The sequence below is a fragment of the Pseudomonas sp. LBUM1646 genome, assembly GCF_059716165.1.
On the sequence record NZ_CP166810.1, the window covers coordinates 1,619,590 to 1,638,483 of the forward strand.

The 18,894-nt window shown below is 61.1% G+C and carries 17 protein-coding genes; 10 read left to right on the forward strand and 7 right to left on the reverse strand.

Features of this window, described 5'->3' with window-relative positions; all coding sequences use genetic code 11:
• Window positions 1-378: 378 nt before the first annotated feature.
• From ACA071_RS07205 to ACA071_RS07230, 6 genes are all read left to right on the forward strand, one after another.
• The gene (locus tag ACA071_RS07205; RefSeq protein WP_497643736.1) at window positions 379-1,761 is read left to right on the forward strand and encodes a glutamine synthetase family protein; all 1,383 of its coding nucleotides are present in this window, start codon (window positions 379-381) and stop codon (window positions 1,759-1,761) included.
• A gap of 168 nt (window positions 1,762-1,929) precedes the next feature.
• Window positions 1,930-3,579: a phosphoethanolamine transferase gene (locus tag ACA071_RS07210; RefSeq protein ID WP_497643737.1), complete on the forward strand. Its 1,650-nt coding sequence runs from the start codon at window positions 1,930-1,932 to the stop codon at window positions 3,577-3,579.
• Window positions 3,580-3,652: 73 nt separating this feature from the next.
• The gene (locus ACA071_RS07215; protein WP_497643738.1) at window positions 3,653-4,315 is read left to right on the forward strand and encodes a class I SAM-dependent methyltransferase; all 663 of its coding nucleotides are present in this window, start codon (window positions 3,653-3,655) and stop codon (window positions 4,313-4,315) included.
• A gap of 123 nt (window positions 4,316-4,438) precedes the next feature.
• Window positions 4,439-5,572 (forward strand): ribonuclease D, encoded by a 1,134-nt coding sequence (rnd, locus tag ACA071_RS07220; RefSeq protein WP_497643739.1) that lies wholly within the window; start codon window positions 4,439-4,441, stop codon window positions 5,570-5,572.
• Window positions 5,569-5,862, forward strand: coding sequence for a YcgL domain-containing protein (locus tag ACA071_RS07225; protein WP_007898694.1), 294 nt, complete (start codon window positions 5,569-5,571; stop codon window positions 5,860-5,862). Before rnd ends, ACA071_RS07225 begins: the two co-directional genes overlap by 4 nt.
• Before the next feature lie 109 nt (window positions 5,863-5,971).
• Window positions 5,972-6,904, forward strand: coding sequence for a D-2-hydroxyacid dehydrogenase (locus ACA071_RS07230; RefSeq protein ID WP_497643740.1), 933 nt, complete (start codon window positions 5,972-5,974; stop codon window positions 6,902-6,904).
• Window positions 6,905-7,039: 135 nt separating this feature from the next.
• Here ACA071_RS07230 and ACA071_RS07235 read toward each other — a convergent pair whose 3' ends face one another.
• Window positions 7,040-7,633: a nitroreductase family protein gene (locus ACA071_RS07235; RefSeq protein ID WP_497643741.1), complete on the reverse strand. Its 594-nt coding sequence runs from the start codon at window positions 7,631-7,633 to the stop codon at window positions 7,040-7,042.
• Window positions 7,634-7,914: 281 nt separating this feature from the next.
• On the opposite strand from ACA071_RS07235, the gene ACA071_RS07240 reads away from it, so the two are divergent.
• Window positions 7,915-8,364 carry a YcgN family cysteine cluster protein gene (locus ACA071_RS07240; RefSeq protein ID WP_475271639.1) on the forward strand — a complete coding sequence of 150 codons (450 nt, stop codon included), beginning with the start codon at window positions 7,915-7,917 and terminating at the stop codon, window positions 8,362-8,364.
• Window positions 8,365-8,400: 36 nt separating this feature from the next.
• Window positions 8,401-9,630 (forward strand): hypothetical protein, encoded by a 1,230-nt coding sequence (locus tag ACA071_RS07245; RefSeq protein WP_497643742.1) that lies wholly within the window; start codon window positions 8,401-8,403, stop codon window positions 9,628-9,630.
• Window positions 9,631-9,752: 122 nt separating this feature from the next.
• Here the strand turns inward: ACA071_RS07245 and ACA071_RS07250 are convergent, their stop codons facing one another.
• The 5 genes from ACA071_RS07250 to ACA071_RS07270 form a co-directional block, all read right to left on the reverse strand.
• Window positions 9,753-10,130: a YgaP family membrane protein gene (locus tag ACA071_RS07250; RefSeq protein ID WP_497643743.1), complete on the reverse strand. Its 378-nt coding sequence runs from the start codon at window positions 10,128-10,130 to the stop codon at window positions 9,753-9,755.
• A gap of 77 nt (window positions 10,131-10,207) precedes the next feature.
• Complete coding sequence (locus ACA071_RS07255) at window positions 10,208-10,678, reverse strand: RNA methyltransferase (protein WP_169371158.1); 471 nt, start codon at window positions 10,676-10,678, stop codon at window positions 10,208-10,210.
• A gap of 237 nt (window positions 10,679-10,915) precedes the next feature.
• Window positions 10,916-12,334 (reverse strand): efflux transporter outer membrane subunit, encoded by a 1,419-nt coding sequence (locus ACA071_RS07260; protein ID WP_497645279.1) that lies wholly within the window; start codon window positions 12,332-12,334, stop codon window positions 10,916-10,918.
• Entirely contained in the window at window positions 12,318-13,484 is a 1,167-nt protein-coding gene (locus ACA071_RS07265) for an efflux RND transporter periplasmic adaptor subunit (protein WP_497643744.1), read from the reverse strand. Before ACA071_RS07265 ends, ACA071_RS07260 begins: the two co-directional genes overlap by 17 nt.
• Window positions 13,474-16,695 carry an efflux RND transporter permease subunit gene (locus ACA071_RS07270; RefSeq protein WP_497643745.1) on the reverse strand — a complete coding sequence of 1,074 codons (3,222 nt, stop codon included), beginning with the start codon at window positions 16,693-16,695 and terminating at the stop codon, window positions 13,474-13,476. The genes ACA071_RS07265 and ACA071_RS07270 overlap by 11 nt, the downstream gene beginning before the upstream one ends.
• Before the next feature lie 227 nt (window positions 16,696-16,922).
• Here ACA071_RS07270 and ACA071_RS07275 point away from each other — a divergent pair, with 227 nt between their 5' ends.
• Window positions 16,923-17,327, forward strand: a complete 405-nt coding sequence (locus ACA071_RS07275; protein WP_497643746.1) for a PA0061/PA0062 family lipoprotein — start codon at window positions 16,923-16,925, stop codon at window positions 17,325-17,327.
• Between the two features lie 122 nt (window positions 17,328-17,449).
• The gene (locus tag ACA071_RS07280; protein WP_497643747.1) at window positions 17,450-17,860 is read left to right on the forward strand and encodes a PA0061/PA0062 family lipoprotein; all 411 of its coding nucleotides are present in this window, start codon (window positions 17,450-17,452) and stop codon (window positions 17,858-17,860) included.
• A gap of 233 nt (window positions 17,861-18,093) precedes the next feature.
• Here ACA071_RS07280 and ACA071_RS07285 read toward each other — a convergent pair whose 3' ends face one another.
• Window positions 18,094-18,777, reverse strand: coding sequence for a response regulator transcription factor (locus tag ACA071_RS07285; RefSeq protein WP_497643748.1), 684 nt, complete (start codon window positions 18,775-18,777; stop codon window positions 18,094-18,096).
• Window positions 18,778-18,894 lie beyond the last annotated feature (117 nt).

An 18,894-nucleotide genomic window follows, 5' to 3' on the forward strand; every position in this document is an offset into this window, starting at 1 on the left:
TTGCTCCCACAATGTTTAGCCAACCCACAACCAAAGTTCTTCAAATCCCGATTTAACCAACCATTCACCCGTGTGACGCTGCTGCTCATCTGTTTTCTGCGGTTTTTTCTATGGACGGTTGGCCAGTCGCACTCCACCACCCGGCATCCAGCGGCGCTTGTGCGTCCAGTCGCGGTCGTCGGTTCCTGCCTGCCACCGCGCCAAACCTCTCAGCACTCCCTTCCGAACTGGCCTTCTGGGCGCTGTGGCATTGTCGTCATGCGCGCCCACCGGATTCCTATATTTCCCGTTGATTGTTCCTACAGGTCCCGCGCCAAGCGTCGGGATTAAAACGGCGGCGCCTGTGCGTTTGCCTGACGCGCAAAAACGAGAATTCCCATGAGTTGTGCCACGACCACCTTCGCCACGCAGCAAGAAGCCCTGACCTTTCTGGAACAAAACCCGGATATCGAGATGTTCGAGTTGTTCATCCTGGACAACAACGGCGTGCCGCGCGGCAAGCTGCTGCACCGCGATGAACTGTTGGCGGTGTACGAAAGCGGCCGGCCGTTGCCGAGCACCATTCTCGGCCTGACGATCAATGGCGACGACGTGGAAAACTCCGGGCTGGTGTGGGACGTCGGCGATATCGATTGCCGCGCCTATCCGATCAGCGGCAGTTTGCAACGTATGCCGTGGCGCTTGATTCCGACGGCGGCGGTGCAGGTCAGCATGCACCCCAAGGAGGGCATGCCGGCGACGATTGCCGACCCGCGACACTTGCTGGCAAAGGTCATCGAAGGCTTGCAGGCCGACGGCTATTACCCGGTGATGGCGGCGGAGTTGGAGTTCTACTTGCTGGATCAAAAGCGCGACAGCAACGGTCGGCCACAACCGGCGCGGGACGTCGATGGCGGCCGGCCACGGGCGACCCAGGTCTACGGCTTGCGAGAACTGGAGCAGATCGAACCGTTCCTCGCCGACCTCTACAGCGCCTGCAAACTCCAGGGCATCCCGGCACGCACGGCGATTTCCGAATACGCGCCGGGCCAAGTGGAAATCACCCTCGAACACCGCACCGACGCCTTGCAGGCGATGGACGAAGCGGTGCGTTACAAACGGCTGGTCAAAGGCGTGGCCCACAAGCACGGGATGGCAGCCTGCTTTATGGCCAAACCCTTCGATGACCTGGCCGGCACCGGCATGCACATGCACGTCAGCCTGGCCGACAAGGCCGGCAACAACCTGTTCGCCAGCGAAGCGCCCGACGGCACGCCGCTGCTCAAGCACGCGGTGGGTGGCATGCTTAGCACCCTGCTCGACTCGCTGCTGTTGTTCTGCCCGAACGCCAACTCCTACCGTCGCTTCCAAACCAACAGCTACGCGCCACTGGCGGCTACCTGGGGCGTGGATAACCGCACCGTAAGCCTGCGAGTCCCCGGCGGGCCGGCGTTCTCCCGACATATCGAACACCGCATCTGCGGAGCCGACGCCAACCCGTACCTGGCAGCGGCGGCGATCCTGGCCGGCATCCACCGGGGCATACGCGAACAACTCGACCCTGGCGCTCCGGTGGAAGGCAACGGTTACGCCCAGGCCACGGAACTGCTGCCCACCGACTGGCTGACCACCTTGCGCGCACTGGAAGGTTCGAGCTGGGCGCGGGAAGCGTTCGGCGGGGAGTTCCTCGGGGTGTATCTGGCGGTGAAGCGCGCCGAGTATCGGCAGTTCATGGGCGAAGTCGGCGAGCAGGACTGGCGCTGGTACCTGAACCAGACCTGACAGTTTCTCAAATACATTAAAAGTTTCACGCTACTATCGGGAGCCAACTAATCGTTGGCTTCTTTTTCACAAAAAATTGATGGTTGCCTGCTTAAAGTTTGTGCTGTCGCGGAAAATGAAATTTTCACATTTGCCGGCGGCACTTCTTTTCAGGAACAGTCGACCCGCATGTTGAAATTCAAAGCCGTGCGCCCCGAGTGGGTGACACTGATTGCCAGCGCCTTTTTATTGCTCGGCTTTAATCTGGTTCTCTGGCAGCACCTGTTCGACATCACCGCCTCGAACGCCCAGGGCATCGTCATGCGCGTGGCGTTTGGCGTCATGGTGCTCGGCGCCTTCAACATTGTCCTGACCTTGCTGGCGTTCCGGCCTGTGCTGAAGCCGCTGCTGACATTGATCTTCATGGTCAGTGCCGGCGTGGCGTATTTCATGAGCCAATATGGCGTGTTGATCGATGCCGGCATGTTTCGCAACTTTGCCGAAACCAATGTCACGGAAGTGCGCGACTTACTCTCATTAAAGTTGTTCATTTATATTGTCGTACTCGGTGTTTTGCCATCGTGGTTATTGTGGAAAACACCAGTCAGTTATCGCGCCTGGCATCGTGATCTATTAAGTAAGGTGCTGGTAAGTGTCGCGTCTATTGCGGTTATCGGCGGCGTGGCATTGATTAATTATCAGGGGCTGTCGTCGCTGTTTCGCAATCACCATGAGTTGCACCTGATGGTGGTGCCGAGCAACTACATCGGTGCGTCGGTCGGTTATCTGCGTGAGCAAGTGGTGTCCGCACAACAACCCTTCGTCAAGATCGGCGAAGACGCCCGCAAAGACCTGACCTGGCAGACCCATGGCCGCAAATCCCTGACGGTACTGGTGGTCGGCGAAAGTGCCCGGGCCGAGAACTTCGGCATCCTTGGTTATCACCGCGACACCACCCCGAAACTGAGCAAAGAAGCTGGCCTGATCGCCTTTACTGACGTGCATTCCTGCGGCACGGAAACCGCAGTGTCGGTGCCGTGCATGTTCTCCAATATGGGCCGCAAGGATTACAGCGCGAGCAAGGCGAAGAATGAAGAAGGCCTGCTGGATGTGCTCAAGCATGCCGGCCTGGACGTGATCTGGCGCGACAATCAGTCGGGCTGCAAAGGCACGTGCGATCGGGTCACTATTGATGACGTGAGCAACTTGAAGGACCCGGTGCTGTGCTCCAGCAGCGAATGTCGCGATGAAATTCTGCTGCAAGGTTTGCAGCACTTTATCGACACCCTGGACAAAGACACCGTGCTGGTCTTGCACCAGATGGGCAGCCACGGCCCGGAATACTTCAAGCGCTACCCCAAAGAGTACGAACACTTCACCCCGGTGTGTGAGAGCAATGCACTGAACAATTGCAGTCGCGACAGTATCGTCAACGGCTACGACAACACCCTGGTGTATACCGACCACGTGCTCTCGACGCTGATCGATCTGTTGCGCAGCAACCAAGACAAAGTCGATACCGCGATGCTCTACCTGTCCGATCACGGCGAATCCCTGGGCGAGTACAACCTGTTCCTCCACGGCACGCCTTACATGATGGCGCCGGAGCAACAGAAACATGTGGCCATGCTGGCGTGGTTCTCCGACAGCTATCAGCGGTCGTTTTCGGTCGATACCGATTGCCTGCAACTGAGCCGTGAAAAACCGTTGAGCCAGGACAATCTGTTCCATTCGATGATTGGTCTGCTGGAGGTCGACAGCAAGGTCTACAACCCGGACCTGGATATGTTCGCCGGCTGCCGTGCGCCAGTGACCGATGGCGTGCTGGCCAAGAAATGAGTGTTTCGACTTATTTTTCACAGGCTGGTCGCTAACCTGCGGCCGGTAGATCTTCCAACAAGAGCCCCTGTATATGTCCGCGCTGCCCCCATCCGCCATCGAGCTTGAGTTCGCCCGGCGCTACGATCAGGAACACGCCCGCGTCTGCCTGCAGCCGCAACCCCGTGGCCTGGCCGGACGCCTGGCGTTCTGGCGCGCCGAGCAATTGGTGCGCAATGCGCTCAAGGTTGCCGGCGAGCCGGGATTGCTGCTGGACGTGGCCTGTGGCGCCGGGCGTTTCTGGCCGGTGCTGGCCGAGCACGGAAACCGCGTGATCCTGGCATCCGATCCATCCCAGGACATGCTTGATCACGCCCGCACCCATCATCCGCAGCAGTTGCTCAAGCGGATCAAGACGTTTCAGAGCTCGGCGTTCACGCTCGATTTGTCGGCGAACGCAGTGGACTGCATGATTTGCATGCAACTGTTTCAACATATCGCCAGCCCCGACCACCGGTTGGCCATGCTCGGGGAGTTCCACCGCGTCAGTCGGGACACGGTGATTGTCGCGGTTCGCCTGCAAAGCCGCTTCAGGCGCAAGCCATCCGCTGGCGAGGGCTCCGCGTCCCAGCCGCTGCCGGGCAAGCTGTTGCTGGAAGCCGAGTTCAGACAAGCGGGTTTCAGCCTGCTCAGTCATCAGGACTTCTTTCCCGGTTGCGCGCGGATGCGGGTCTACGTACTGCGTAAGGCCAGTTAACTTCCCTTCGTCAGACATTTCTTGCCTTTAAGCAGGTCTTTTCGCTAAAGCTCTTGTTCAGTGGATGCGCGGAAATCGCCGGGGGCGATATATACTGCGCGCCATTCTTCAAGGGAGAGCCGTGTGGCCATCGATATTCACTGGATTCGCGACAACGATAGCCTCGGTCAGTTTTGCGCCGAGTGGCAGCACCTGCCATTCGTTGCCCTCGACACCGAATTCATGCGGGTCGACACCTTTTATCCGATTGCCGGCCTGTTGCAGATCGGCGATGGCGTACGCGCTTACCTGATTGATCCGCTGACCATCGACAACTGGCAACCCCTGGCCGCGCTGCTGGAAAACCCGGCCGTGGTCAAAGTTGTTCACGCGTGCAGCGAAGACCTCGAAGTCCTGTTGCGCCTGACCGGCAGCCTGCCAGCGCCGCTGTTTGACACCCAACTGGCCGCTGCCTACCTGAACCTCGGTTTCTCCATGGGCTACTCGCGGCTGGTACAGGAAGTGCTCGGCATCGACCTGCCCAAGGGCGAGACCCGTTCCGACTGGCTGCAACGCCCGCTGTCCGACACCCAGATCAGCTACGCCGCCGAAGATGCCCTGCACCTGGCGGAAGTGTTCGTACGTCTGCAACCGAAGTTGTCTGAAGACAAATACAGCTGGGTTTTGGAGGATGGCGCCGAACTGGTGGCCAACCTGCGCCGCGAGGTCGATCCGTACGAGGTCTACCGCGAAGCCAAACTCGCCTGGAAACTGTCCCGCGCGCAACTCGCGGTGTTGCGTGAACTCTGCGCCTGGCGTGAGCACGAGGCCCGCGCCCGTGATCTGCCGCGCAACCGCATCGTCCGTGAGCATTCCCTGTGGCCATTGGCACGGACTCAGCCGGACAACCTCGGCGCGTTGGCGAAAATCGAAGACATGCACCCGCGTACCGTGCGTCAGGACGGCGAATTCCTGCTTGATCTGATCAAGCGTTCTGCCAGTGTGTCGCCCGATCAATGGCCGCTGGCGGTGCCGGAGCCATTGCCGGTGGACGCCGCCACGCTGATCAAGCAGTTGCGCGCCATTGGCCAGGCCGAAGCCGAACGCCTGAACATCGCGCCAGAACTGATGCTGCGCAAGAAAACCCTGGAAGCGCTGCTCAAGAGCGGCTACCCCAATGGGCCTTACCAATTGCCTGATTCGCTGCGTGGCTGGCGCCGCGAATTGATGGGCCAGGCGCTGCTCGACAGCCTGGCCACCGCCGGAGAACAGCCTTGAAACGTATTTGCTCCATCTATCGAAGCCTGAAGAAAAACGAGATGTACCTTTATGTGCTCAAAAGCGATGCACTGGAGCGCGTCCCGGAATCGCTGATGGCGGCGTTCGGCAAGCCGCATCACGCCTTCGACCTGGTGCTGACCCCCGAGCGCAAACTGTCGCGCGAAGACATCACCGTGGTCCTGGAAAACCTTGAAAAGCAGGGTTACCACTTGCAAATGCCGCCGGCTGAGGACGAGTACATCGAACACTTGCCCGAAGAGTTGCTGCGCCGCAACGACCCGATGTGATCGGCAGACAGGTTCTGTTCAGAGCCTGTATGAAAGACTGGAATGATTTTGGCGATGGCCGCCGCGACAGAGTGGCGGCCGTCTGCACTGTTTTTGAAAGGTTTGAACCATGCGCGTTCTGATTGCTGAACACGACCACCCTGTGTACGCCCAACTGTTGCGCCAGGCGGCGCCTGAGCTGGAAGTGCTGACCAGCGGTGACTCCGCCGAACTGGCCCGTCAGGCGGCGGATTGCCCGATCTGGCTGGGCCAGCCGGACTTGCTGGCGAACCTGCTGCGTCAGGGCCACCAGCCACAATGGCTGCAATCGACCTGGGCCGGCATCACGCCGCTGCTGGCCGACGGCTTGCCACGCCACTATCGCCTGACCCGGGCGGTGGGGATTTTCGGCCAGGTCATGGCTGAATACGTTTTGACTTACATGCTCGGCCACGAGCGCGAAGTGCTGGCGCGGTTGGTCAGCCAGGTCGAGCGCAAGTGGGACAGTCGTCAGGGCCAGAGCCTGGCGGGGCGCAAAGTGTTGATCGTCGGCACCGGCGATATCGGCCAGACCGTGGCGCAGTTCCTCGTGCCGTTTGGCGTGGAGTTGTATGGCATCGCCAGCGAAGCCCGCGAGCAGACGCCGTTTGTTGAAGTGGGCGCGCTGGCTGACTTGCCGCGTATGGTCGGTGAAGTGGATTACGTGATCAATCTGCTGCCCAACACCCCCAATACCCACGACCTCTACGACGCGGCGCTGTTCAAGCAATTCAAGCCGACTGGCGTGTTCATCAACGTCGGGCGCGGTGTGGCGGTGGTCGATGCCGACCTGGTAGAAGCCCTGAAAGAAGGGCATCTGGCGGGCGCGGTGATTGACGTCTGCCGTCAGGAGCCCTTGCCACAACGGCATCCGTTCTGGACCGCCTGGGGCTTGTTGCTGACCGGCCACAGCTCGGCACCGACTTCGCCATCGATGATGGTGAACCTGTTTGTCGAGAACTTGCGGGCGTATGAGGCGGGTGAAGCGTTGCGCGGCGAAGTGGATTTCAATCGCGGGTATTAAACCCAACCCCATGATCGCTCCCACGCGACCCGTGGGAATGCATCCCGTGACGCTCTGCGTCACTGCCGGAAGCGGAACGCGGAGCGTCCCTGGCGGCATTCCCACGCAGAGCGTGGGAACGATCGGGTTCGGCGCTTAGAGGGTGAAGTCGCCTTCGGCAGCGAGTTCGCTCAACGGCCGACGCGGGCTCGGTTCTTCCCGCGCTTGCAGGTAATCCGCCAGCGTCGCTTTATCCCCCAGTTTGCCAACGGCCACCGCCGCGTGCAGCGCATAACCCTCGGGAATGTTCAGCTCCTTGCGGGTCAGTTCCTGGTCGAAACCGGCCATGCCGTGGGTGTGCCAGCCGCTGATGCTCGCTTGCAGCGCCAGGTGGCCCCAGGCCGAGCCGGTGTCGAAGGTGTGCCACAACGCCGGAGTTTCTTCGGTGGCGCCCGGGGCGGTGAAGGTGGTTTTCGAGATCACGATCACCAGCGCCGAGGCGTGTTGCGCCCAGCCGCGGTTGAATTCATTCAGCAGACCCAGGAAACGCTCCCAGTTCGGCGTGTCGCGACGTGCGTAGAGAAACCGCCAAGGCTGCGAGTTGTAGGCGGACGGTGCCCAGCGCGCGGCTTCGAAGAAGCTCAGCAGGGTTTCTTCCGGGATGGCTTCGCCGGTAAAGGCCCGTGGCGACCAGCGATCGGTGAACTGTGGGTGAATGGCATAATCGGCAACGCGTGGATTGGCACTCATTTAGAGGTTCCTTGCTACGTTTGGGTCAGGGAGTCGAAATAAAAACCAGCGGCCACAGTTGAGCTGAGCGATGAGGTTTTCGTGAGCCGTGGCAGTTCACCGGAATGCAACGCGGTTGCGCGTTAATGGCCTTCGGGTTTGGCTCGTTGCGACTGGCAAAGCTACTTCGTGGCGCCAAAACTGACAAGTGAAGTTCTACCGACAGTCGCCAGCGCTTGGCCCGCAAGGCCTTGGGCACTAGACTGGCGGCCTTTTCACCACCTGATGTTGATGCTTGAGCCATGGCCGCCAAAGTCGAACCGTTCTGGATACGCAAAACCCTCGATCAACTCGATCCGCAGGAATGGGAATCGCTGTGCGACGGCTGTGGCCTGTGCTGCCTGCAAAAGCTCGAAGATGAAGAAGACAACAGCGTCTACTACACGCGCATCGCCTGCAAACTGCTGGACCTGAAAACCTGCCAGTGCACGGATTACCCGAACCGTCGCGACTTCGTTCCGGACTGCATCCAGCTCACGCCGGGCAAGGCTGAAGAATTCCAATGGCTGCCACCAACCTGCGGCTATCGGCTGGTCAGCGAGGGCAAGGACCTGCCACTGTGGCATCACCTGGTGTGCGGCGATCGCGATGCGGTGCACCACGAACGTATTTCCCAGTCCGGGCGCATGCTCGCCGAAGGCAGCGTGCCGGAAGACGACTGGGAAGATCATCTGATTTTCCGGGCAGGTTAAAGGTCCACCGGGCTAACGTGTCACGAAGGAGTGTGTATGGCTGTGGGATTGCGGCTGGCGTTGGCCGTTGGGGTGTTGGCCCTGAGTTCGTCGGTGTGGGCGGCGAAGAAGGTCGATCTGGATTATCACGTGCGCCTGTTGCCGCAAAGCGATCAGGCCGAAGTGCGCCTGACCCTGGCGCAAGGCTCGGCGGTGCGCAGCCTGGACTTTGATCTGGGCGACGGCAGCCACTACAGCGATTTCAAGGCCGACGGCCAATGGCAGCTCACACCGGGCAAAGCCGCTCGTGGCGTCTGGCGCCCGGCCGCCGACAAAGCCAGCCTGACCTACCGCGTGCGCATCAGCCATGGACGCAAGAGCGGCAGCTTCGACACGCGCATGACCCCGAATTGGGCGCTGATGCGCGGCGACGACCTGGTGCCGGCAGCCAAACTCGATCAGCAGGACGGCATCGAGTTGGTGTCACGCCTCGAGTTCGAATTGCCCAACGGCTGGAAAAGCGTCGAAACCGCCTGGCCGCGCATCGGCAAGAACAAATTCCGCATCAACAACGTCTCCCGCCTGTTCGACCGGCCCACCGGCTGGATGCTCGCCGGCCACCTCGGCAGCCGCCGCACGCGGTTGGGCGAAACTGAAGTCACCGTCGCCTCGCCCCTGGGGCAGGGCATGCGCCGCATGGACGTGCTGACGCTGCTGACCTTTGTCTGGCCGCAAGCCCAAGCCGTGTTCCCCCGTCACCCAAGCAAACTGCTGATCGTCGGCGCCAACGACCCGATGTGGCGTGGCAGTCTGGCGGCGCGGGAGTCGATCTACCTCAACAGCCGTTTGCCGCTGGTCAGCGAAAGTGGCACCAGCCCGTTGGTGCGTGAATTGGCGCAAGTGTTCGGGAGAGTCAATGACAGCCAGCACAGTGACTGGATCAGCGAAGGCCTGGCCGAGTACTACGCCATCGAACTGGTGCGCCGTGCCGGTGGCATGAGTGATGAGCGCTATGAAAGTTTGCAGAAGAAATTGGCCAAGGACAGCCAGAAAGTAACGACGTTGCGTGGTTCGCAGATCAGCCCCGCGCAGATTGCCAAGGCAGTGTTGCTGCTACAGGAACTGGATCGGGAGATTCGAATCAAGACCCGCAACAAGCGGTCACTGGATGATGTGCAGCGGGGGGCGATGCATTTGGAGAGTGTTGATACCAAGGAATTCGTTCAGCTCGCTGAGAGCGTGATTGGCGAGTCGTCCAAAGTTCTCGACACCGAACTCTTGAACTGATCGTTCCCACGCTCTGCGTGGGAATGCAGCCCGGGATGCTCTGCGTCCCATTCGAGAGCTGGAACGCGGAGCGTCCCTTGAGGCATTCCCACGCGGAGCGTGGGAACGATCGGGGAACGGGATCAAACCCCGGCTTTCGGCGATTTCAACGAATCATTACCGGTCACGGTAGCGGTATTGGTCGCCGCCTCGGCGTTGGCCTTCAACTGACTCAACTCTTCCCCCGCCCGTTGAATCTTCGCCCGCACGTTATTCATGTCCTGCCGGCTTTTTTCCAGCAGGCTTTTCACCGAGCTGTGCCCGGTGATGCCGCGGGCCAGTGCCACGCCGCCGATCGCTACTTGAATCAAGCCAAACACACCGCCGCGACGCAGGCCCTTGCCGACCATCACCACGCCACCGGCCAGGGAACCGATGCGCTCCCAGCCCTCGACGTTCTGTTCGTGATGAGTCTGGAACGGGGTGGATTCGATGCGCTCTACGCGTTTGAGTTCGCTCATGATCTGTCTCCAGGCAGGGAAGGATAATTAAGCTGACTGCCGAGGCGCGCCGCTTGTTCCATCGGATGTACGGTGAATCAGCGGAATTTCGACCCTGAACGAGTATTCAGTCCCTTGGCCATGCGGTCGTACAGCACGACGTTGACGGTGGCCGCCAGGTTCATGCAACCGGTGGTCGGGATGTAGACCACGTCTTCGCACCAGTCGCGAATCTCTTTATCCAGCGAGCCGTCTTCCGGGCCGAAGATGTAGAGCGCGCGGTCCGGGTGGGTGTATTCCGGCAGCGAACGCGCGCCTTCCACCAATTCCACGGCGACCGGCACACAACCCAGCGGCAAAATCTTTTTCAGGTCGTCGATGCCGATCAGCGGGATGTCGTAGTGCACACGCTTGGTGTCGGTGACGAAATCGGCGGCGCGCTCATAGCGCTTGCCGGTGTAGAACACCGACGCCACGCCATAACAGCCAGCGGCGCGCATCACCGAACCGACGTTCTCCGGTGACTTGGGGTTATACAAACCAATGCAGCTGTACCGTTTGTCTGCCACGAGCGGGGTGCCTTCGGGAAAAAGAGGGCGATTATACGGGGATTGCCGCAGGGTGGTCAGTTTGTAGATTGATGGTGCCTGGGCGACCTACTCCTGTAGCAGCTGCCGAGCAGCGCGAGGCTGCGTTCGGCTGCGAAGCAGTCGCATACCCGGATAACGCGGTTTAACTGGAACACCGCGCCGTCTGATTTTGCGACTGCTTCGCAGCCGAACGCAGCCTCGCAGGCTCGGCAGCTGCTACAAGGAGTGTGTCGTCGTTATCCAGCCGCCACCCAACGCCACCACCAACCCGACACTCGCCTGCAACTGCCGTGTCTGCAACGTCTGCAACCGCCGTTGCGCCTGCAACGCCGAGGTCTGCGCCGTCACCACATCCAGATAATTCACCGCCCCCGCTTCATAGCTGTTCATCGCCAGCGTCTGCGTGTGCTGCGCAGCCTCGACAGCGGCCTGCTCATCCTCCGCCTCCCGTTGCAGATCGCGCAGTTGCGCCAGGTTATCTTCAACTTCGCGCACCGCCCGCAGCACCTGACTACGGTAATGCGCGACCGCTTCTTCAAATTCGGCCTTGGCCTGGCGCTCGTTGGCGTCGAGGCGACCGCCGTCAAAAATCGGCAGATTGACCAATGGCCCCAGCGCCCAATAGCGATTGCCAGCAGCCAACAGATTGCCGCTGCCCGCAGTTTGCCCGCCGAGCAGGCCGGTCAGGCTGAAGTCCGGGTACCACGCGGCGCGGGCGACGCCGATATTGGCGTTGGCGGCAAACACTCGGCGTTCGGCGGCCGAGATGTCCGGGCGGCGTTGCAGCAGGGTGCTGGGGAGTTCACTGGGGACCGAGGGCACATTCAATAGCTGATCGCTCGCACTCAACTGGAAAACACTGGCCGGCTGACCCACTAATTCACCAATGGCATGCTCAGCCAAATCCCGCTGCGCCCGCACATCGTCCAGCTGCGCCCGGGCCTCGGCCAGTTGGCTTTGCGCGCGGGTCAGGTCCAGTTCCGAAGCGATGGCGCCTTCGTAGCGGTCGCGGGTCAGTTGCAGCGCTTGGGTGTAATCATCAAGGGAACTGGCGAGGATTTTGCGCTGGGCATCGAGGCCATTGAGCTGGATGTACAGCGTGGCCAGTTGCTGTTGCAGGCTCAACCGGGCGGCGGCCAGATCGTCCGCCGAAGCCTGGGCCTGGGCGTCGCCAGCGGCCACTTGATTGCGAATCCGCCCCCACAAATCGAGGTCGAAATTCAGCGCAAACCCGGCAGTGTTGCTGTTGTACACCGACGGCTGGTTACTGCCGCGCAACGGTTTACCGTCCGACTGACGCTGGCGCAACGGCTGCGCGCTGGCAGTGATCTGCGGGAACAACCCGGCATGCAATTGGCCGGCATAAGCCTGCGCCGCATCAAAGTGCGCGAGGGCCGCCGCCAGGTCCGGGTTGGCCTTGAGCAGTTGCTGTTGCAGATCGTTCAGGCGTGGGTCCCGATAGAGCTGCCACCAGTTCGACGTCAATGGCGGGGCCTCGGCCAAGTGCCAAGGACCATCACTGGTCTGCTCGCGATATTGCGCGGGCAAGTCGATGGCCGGCACCTTGTAGGTCGGCGCCATCGAACATCCCTGCAGCAGCAACGCCATCACCAGCAGCTCAAGCCTTGGGCGCATGAACACCTCCGGCATCGGCCAGTTGCACGGCATCGCCTTCGCGTAGGGCATCCGGCGGGTTATCCACTACGCGATCCGCAGGCTTCAAACCCTGATCAATGACCAGCCGCTCACCCAGATCCAGACCGATATGAATATCACGCAAGTGCACATGATTATCCGGATCCAGCACCGCCACCTGCGTGCCCTGAGCCCGGAAGATCAACGAACTGGCAGGAATGCTCACGCCATGAGTGTCCGCCGGAATCTGCAACGTTGCCTCGGCGTAGTCGCCGGGCAACAACGCGCCGTCCGGGTTATCCGCGACAAACTGCGCAAGCAAGGTCCCGGAGCGCCGGTCAACAGCGGTGGAATCCCCGATCAACCGAGCGGTGAAATGCTCGCCGGGGTGTTCCGGCACGATCAGTTCGGCCTGCATGCCGGGGCGGATCACGCTGGCGTAGTTCTGTGGCACCGGCACGTACAGGCGCAGTTGATGGGTGTCGGCGATGTCGAACAGCTGCGGGTCGCTGTCGTTGTCGGCCTTGATCAACTGACCGATATCGGTGTTGCGCGCGGTGATGGTCCCGGCGAACGGTGCACGAATCGTCTTGTAGTCCTCCAGCGCCGACAGGCGCGCGTAATCGGCGGCGGCCGCATCGGCGTTGGCCTTGGCGGCCGCGGCGTTGGAGCGTTTTTCATCGGCCTCCTGACGCGACACCGAATGGCTCGCCAGCAGGTTTTGCCAACGGGTCGCGGTGGTCTCGGCCAGGCGCGCGCTGGCCTGTTCCTGGATCAGTCGGGCGTGGGTTTGCGCCACTTGTTGATCGAGGTCCGGGCTGTCGATCTCGGCCAGAATTTGCCCGGCCTTCACTTGTGTGCCGATGTCGGTTTTCCAGTCCTTGAGGTAGCCGCTGACCCGCGCATGGATTGGCGCTTTGCTCCACGCCTCCAGATGCGCTGGCAAGCGCAGGCTGTCGCCATGCACGTTCTGTTGCGGCTGGAACACGCTGACCAACGGCATGGCTGCAGTTTCGGTCCAGGCGGCCACGGCTTTTTCGTGGCGCGTGCGGGCGGCCAGACCGTTGGCCACCAGCAACGCGGCCAGGGTCAGGCCGCCGACCCCCACCAGCATCAGGCGTTTGCGCGACGGTTTTTGATTAGGCGACATGGGTGCTTTCTCCAACAACAGCGCGAGATGATTGACGTCCGTGGACCAGGCTGAAAACCACAGGAACGAACAGCAGAGTGGCGGTGGTGGCGAGGATCAGCCCACCGATCACAGCGCGGCCCAACGGCGCGTTCTGTTCCTCGGACAGGGCCAGCGGCAACATGCCGATGATCATCGCCAGGGCGGTCATGCACACCGGGCGAAACCGGGTGTAACCACCTTCGAGCGCCGCTTTCAGGGCATCACCGTGTTCGGCCAGGCGTTCGCGACAGAAACTCACCACCAGAATCGAGTTGGCCGTGGCCACGCCCATGCACAGAATCGCCCCGGTCAGCGCTGGCACCGACAGCGAGGTGCCACTGAGAAACAGCATCCACACAATGCCGGCAAGGGCTGCGGGCAGGGCGGTGATGATCACGAACGGATCGACCCAGGACTGGAAATTGACCACGATCAGCAGGTAGATCAGCACCACCGCACCGAGCAGGCCGAAGCTCAAACCGCTGAACGCTTCGTGCAGCGCATCGATCTGCCCGTGCAGGCTGATCACCGCGCCTTTGGGACGCATCGAAGCCGTGTCATCCAGCACTTTCTGAATGTCCGTGGCCACGCCGCCGAGGTCACGGCCTTGCACATTCGCGTACAGGTCGAGGGTCGGCATGATGTTGTAGTGGCTGACCACCGCCGGGCTCTGCACCCGGGAAATACTCGCCAGGCCACCGAGGATTTGCGATTGCCCGTCACTGCCGGTCACCGGCAAGGCTTCCAGCGACGGCAGGCTGTCGAGGCGATATTGCGGCGTAGCCGCAACCACCCCATAAGACACGCCATTGGCCGGGTTGAGCCAGAAGGTCGGCGCGGTCTGCGAGCTGCCGGCCAGGGACGCGACCATGCTGTTGGTCACGTCACGCTCGGTGATGCCCAGGCCATTGGCGCGCAGCCGATCGACGTTGACCTGCAACGACGGATAACCGGTGGACTGCTGGATGCGCAAGTCGGCTACTCCAGCCACATGTTGCAGGCGTCGTTCCAGTTCCACGGCATAGGCGCGGTTCGCCGCATCGTTAGGGCCGGAAATTTTCACGTCCAGCGGAGCGGGTGCGCCGAAGTTGAGGATCTGGCTGCTGATGTCTGCCGGGAGAAACGCAAAGTGGCTGCCGGGAAAGCTTTCCGGCAACGCTTCGCGCAGGCGTTTCACGTAATCGGCGGTGGGGCTGTGATCGGTTTTGAGGCTGACCTGAATGTCGCCGTCCTGCGGGCCGATGGTGCCGCTGTTGCTGTAGGCCATGTCGATGCCGCTCAGCGGGATGCCAATGTTGTCGACGATGGTGTCCAGTTGTTCGGCCGGAATGATCTCGCGAATCCGCGCTTCGATGCGGTCGAACGCCGCTGCGCTTTCCTCGATCCGCGTGCCCAGCGGCAAGCGCACATGCAGCGACAGCGCGCCGGCGTCGGTGGCCGGGAAGAAGTCCTCGCCCAGGCTCGGCAATAGCGCAAACGACGCCAGCACACAGGCGAGGAATCCCAGCAGGAAGCGCTTGCGGTATTCCAGCGCCAGCTCCAGCAAACCGAAATAGGTGTCCCGCAAATTGGAGAAATGCCGCTCGAAACCCTGCTGGAAATTCAGCACCCGTTGCAGCAACGGATGATGGGTTTTGCGGTGCTGTTCGCCTTCGTGATGGTTGATGAATTCATCTTCCGGGTGATGCCCAGGACCTTGTTCCGGCACATGCGGTTTGAGCAGAAACATCGCCAGGGTCGGCACCAAAGTCCGCGACAAAATGAAGGAGCTGGCCATCGCGAAGATCACCGCCAACGCCATCGGCCGGAACAGGTAACCGGCGATGCCTTGCAGCAGGAACATCGGCACAAACACGATGCAGATGCACAGCAACGACACGAAGGCCGGGCCGACGATCTGTTTCGCGCCGTCGAGGATCGCGGTCTTCACCGCTTTGCCTTGCTCCAGGTGCCAGTTGATGTTCTCGATGGTCACCGTGGCATCGTCCACCAGAATCCCCACCGCCAACGCCAGCCCGCCGAGGGTCATCACGTTGAGGGTCTGGCCGCTGGCGGCGAGCAGGGCGATGGCCGACAACACCGCCAGCGGAATCGACGCGGCGATGATCAGGGTCGAGCGCCAACTGCCGAGAAACAGCAGGATCATTGCGCTGGTCAGCAACGCCGCGATGATGCCTTCCTTGGCCACGCTGCCCACCGACTGTTTGACGAACACCGAAGCGTCGCCCAACAGCGAAGTCTTCAGCGATGGCGGCAGGGTTTCGTTGATGCGCGGCAGCATCTGGCGAATGCCGTCGATGATCGACAGCGTGGAAATATTGCCGTTCTTCAGCGCCGGCATCAGCACCGCGCGGCGCCCGTCGACCCGCACGATATTGGTCTGTGGCGGCGAGCCGTCGCGCACGTGGGCCACCTGACCGATGGTGATCAGCGCGCCGTCGACGGTCTTGATCGGCAGGTCATTGAGTTCGTCGATGGCTTTCGGGCTGTTGTTCAGCAGCACCGTGTATTCGTTGGGGCCAAGCTTGGCGGTGCCGACCGGGATGATCTGGTTCTGTGCGGCCAAGGCGTTGCCGACGTCTTGGGCCGAGAGGCCTTTGGCGGCCAGTGCCTGCGGGTCGAGGTCGAGCGTGATCTGCCGTTGTTTGCCGCCCATTGGCGTCGGAATCGCCAGGCCCGGCACCGAGGTCAGGGGCAGGCGAATGTTGTTCTGCACCAGGTCGCGAATCTTCGCTTCCGACAGCGTCGGGCTGGAGAACGCCATCTGCAAAATCGGCACGGTCGAGGCGCTGTAATTGAGGATCAGCGGCGGGGTGATGCCCGGTGGCATCTGCTTGAGCACGGTCTGTGACACCGCCGTAACCTGGGCATTGGCGGTGCGGATATCGACGCCCGGCTGGAAGAAAATCTTGACGATGCCCATGCCCGGCAGTGATTGCGACTCGATGTGTTCGATGTCGTTGACCGTGGTGCTCAGGGAGCGCTCGTAGGTGTAGATCACCCGCCCGGCCATGTCCTGCGGCGCCAGGCCGTTGTACTGCCAGACCACCGCGATCACCGGAATACCGATGTCCGGAAACACATCAGTGGGCGTTCGCAGGGCCGCCATGGGCCCGATGATGCAGATGAAAATTGCCAGCACGATAAACGTGTAGGGCTTGAGCAGTGCAGTCTTTACCAGCCCGAGCATGCCGTAAACCTCCGAGGTCTTGAAGTGCAATTGCCCGGCAGTCTTGCGTGTGCAACTTAAAGATTTGCCTTCACGGGGATGAAGAAATCTTTAAGCATTTCCTGAAAATCCTTTCATGCGTATTCATTTGTCCCGACCGCTCTAGCTCGCCACTCTGCGCCTCAAGCCGATGGCCCGCCGTCACACCTGACGGCGGTATCGGCGCTCAACTTTCGAGGTGTTTTTTAATGACGCTTAAACCCCTGTTACTGGTCCCGGGCCTGAGCCTGGTCTGTCTGTTGTCGGCGTGTGCCGGGCCGGAGCCCAAGGCTGATTCGAGCGAGGCCTGGATTGATCTGCAACAACCGGGGAACACCAATGTGCTGGCGGAAAAGCTCGATGGCCAGCGCGTTGAGGACGGACGCTATTTCGAGGTCAAGCCTGGGGTTCATCGTCTGGAAGTGACGCTGATCCGCGGCACCGATGGCAACTCGGCGGAACCCATTTGCATGGGCCGGTTGGACTACAGCCACTTCCAGGCGGGTGAGCGTTACCAGATGAATGCATCCAGCGCAGGCCTTTCGGCCAGCGCCAGCCTGGTGGATTCCCACGGCAAACAGGTGGCGCAGAGCGACAGTTTCCAGTGCTCGTAATACGGTGGGAGCGAGCTTGCTCGCACTGAGGCCATTGCATCCAACATCAATATTGACTGATCCGCCGCTATCGCGAGCAAGCTCGCTCCCACAGGGGGCGGCGGTGAAGGAAGGACATTCCAATGACATTTAAACCACTGCTGTTGATTCCGGGCCTGAGCCTGGTTTGCCTGTTGTCCGCCTGCGCCGGGCCGATGCCCAAACCCGATCCGGGCATGGCCTGGATCGGGCTGCAGGAAGAGGCGCCCAATGACATGCTGGCCGAACGGGTGGATGGCAAACGCATCGACGACGGCCGCTTCTTCGAAGTGGCCCCCGGCGCCCATGACTTGGCGGTGACGCTGTTCGAGATGCCGAGTGGCGATTCGAATCAGGAGGATTGCGAGGGCAAGGTCAGTTACCAGCAGTTCAAGGCTGGCGAACATTATCAATTGGTGGAGTCGAGCCTGGGCGAGGAGGTCAGTGCGCGGCTTGAGGACTCCCACGGTAAGCAGCTGGCGCAGACCGGCGATTTCCAGTGCATGCCCGGATAGCATTATTGGCGACGAACCCTTGTAGCAGCTGGCGAAGCCTGCGTTCGGCTGCGCAGCAGTCGTAAAACCTGAGCGCGCGGTCTTCCTGAAGAAACGCGCCGGCTGATTTCACGACTGCTTCGCAGCCGAACGCAGCCTCGTACCTCGGCAGCTGCTACACGCCGAACGCAGCCTCGTACCTCGGCAGCTGCTACACGCCGAACGCAGGCTGCTACAAGGGGGGTGTGACATGCCTAGAGCGGTTCGGCAATCACATACCCCGATCCACGCATGGTCCGAATCAACGGCGGCACACCGGGTGGGTCGATTTTCTTGCGCAGCCGGCCAATGTGCACGTCGATCAGGTTGGTACCGGGGTCGAAGTGATAACCCCAGACCTCTTCGAAAATCATCATCCGCGACAGAATCTGCCCCGGATTGCGCATCATGAATTCCAGCAGTTTGTACTCGGTGGGCAGCAGGCTCAGCGGCTGGTTGGCGCGGTTGGCCTCGTGGCTGATCAGGTCGAGTTCCAGGTCGGCGATGCGCAGGGTGGTTTCGAAGGTTTTGACCGGGCTTTTGCGCCGCAGCAGGACTTCGACCCGCGCCGCCATCTCGTCGGTGGCGAACGGCTTGGCCAGGTAATCATCACCGCCGGCACGCAGGCCGCGCACGCGTTCATCGACGTCGGAGAGGGCGCTGATCATCAGGATCGGCGTGGCCACGCCAATGGCGCGCAGCGTGGTGACAATCGCCAGGCCATCCAGCTCGGGGAGCATGCGGTCGAGGGTGATCAGGTCGTAATTGCCACTGACTGCGCTCACCAGACCTTCGCGGCCATTGCTCACCCAATCCACTTCAAAGCCGTGGCTTTGCAACTCGGTGACGATTTCCGTGGCGGTCACGGCATCGTCTTCGATGGTCAAAATGCGGGACATGTCGGTTACCTGTTGAGAGTTCCGGATGTCGCGATTTTGCCAATAAACGTTTGCCGACTTTCTGATGAAAGTTTCATGTGCGATACAAAGGAAATGCGCTAGGCCTGATGCCGTTTT